Origin of the sequence: Alteromonas sp. 14N.309.X.WAT.G.H12 (assembly GCF_036697315.1) — a bacterium.
Taxonomy (GTDB): Bacteria; Pseudomonadota; Gammaproteobacteria; order Enterobacterales; family Alteromonadaceae; genus Alteromonas.
Genome location: NZ_JBAHZB010000085.1, coordinates 1 through 1542 on the forward strand (window position 1 = coordinate 1; position 1542 = coordinate 1542).

At 46.9% G+C, this 1542-nt stretch carries 2 pseudogenes; both read right to left on the reverse strand.

The window, feature by feature from the left end:
* A pseudogene (locus V5298_RS16035) lies at nucleotides 1-385 on the reverse strand (glutamate 5-kinase); the annotation flags it as partial.
* Nucleotides 386-398: 13 nt separating this feature from the next.
* Nucleotides 399-1542: pseudogene (locus V5298_RS16040) on the reverse strand (sodium:solute symporter family transporter); the annotation flags it as partial.

Below are 1542 nucleotides of genomic sequence, written 5' to 3' on the forward strand. Positions count from 1 at the left end.
GCAGAATACTGTGTTCTAATAAACTAAAAACCGTATCGCGAATACTAACATAACGCTCTCGATCACGGAGATCCGCATGGGTAAGCAGAATTTGCGCTGAAGGGAAATCAAATAACCTGTCCCAGGTCGCAATCATTTCGGTTTGCCCAGCGGCAGCCATGGCTTTTTTAATTGTAATATCAGAACGTTCGCAATCGGGAAACTGATGGGCGCCTGCGGCAACGGACCCCGAGGACACTAATACGACCTGGGTACCCATAGCGCGGCATTTAACGATAAACTGCGCGATACTTAAAAGATAATGGCTACTGCATCCTTTACGGTTAGGAGAAATAAGTGCACTCCCAACTTTAATAACGATGCGTTTCCAATTTTTGCCTTTCATACTTATGTTCACCTTAAGATTGTTGATTCGCAAGTTCCCGGTTAGTTTCACTGAACATCGCCTGAACTTCCGAAGATGGCGCCTGGCTACATGCCGAGACAAGCCACAAGGTCATGGAACTAACAATAAAACCGGGGATAATTTCATAAACGACACTACTGAGTGTCTCGCCGTTCTCAAGAACAGGCGCATAAATCCAAAATAATACCGTTACCGCACCGCTGACGATGCCCGCCAACGCGGCGTTATGGGTAAGATCTTTTTTATACAAGCAAGCTAACACCAGTGGACCAAACGCCGCACCAAAGCCCGCCCAGGCGTTACTAACTAAGGACAGTATGGTGTTGGAAGAATCCCACGCTAACACCAACGCCGCCAGTGCCACGCCGCCAACACCTAGACGACCGATGTTCACCGTTGACTCGCCTTCTTTACTATTTTTCGATAACACCCCGTAAATATCTTCCGTTAGCGAACTGGCCGAGACCAGTAATTGGGATGAAATGGTACTCATAATGGCGGCTAAAATGGCTGCCATTAAAAAGCCACTGATTAATGGATGAAACAACAGCTGTGAAAATACAATGAATATGGTTTCAGGATCATCCACCTTAAGTCCGAACTGATTGGCATAAGCGATGCCCACAAAACCTGTGGCTAACGCGCCAACGATGGTCACAAGCATCCATGACATACCGATATTTCGGGCAGTGGAAATAGATTTAACAGACCGAATCGCCATAAACCGGACAATGATATGAGGTTGACCAAAATAGCCCAGTCCCCAGGCTAAACTCGACACCAAGCCTATGACTGAAACCGTTTCCCACGATTCTGGTAAGCTAGGAATTGAGGTATAGGCAGCGCTGGTCATCTGATTGACACTATCAAATTCGCTAAAGGCCACCACCGGCACCAAAACAAGCGCCACGAACATAATGCAACCTTGTACAAAATCCGTCATGCTCACCGCGAGAAAACCGCCCAGCAAGGTATAGGAGACCACCACAGCCAGCGTAATAATGAGACCCCATTGATATTGCACATTAAAGGCACTTTCAAATAGCTTACCGCCAGCGACTAATCCTGCCGACGTATAGAGGGTAAAAAACAAAACGATAATTGCCGCTGACACCATTCTTACGGTGGCGTTAGAT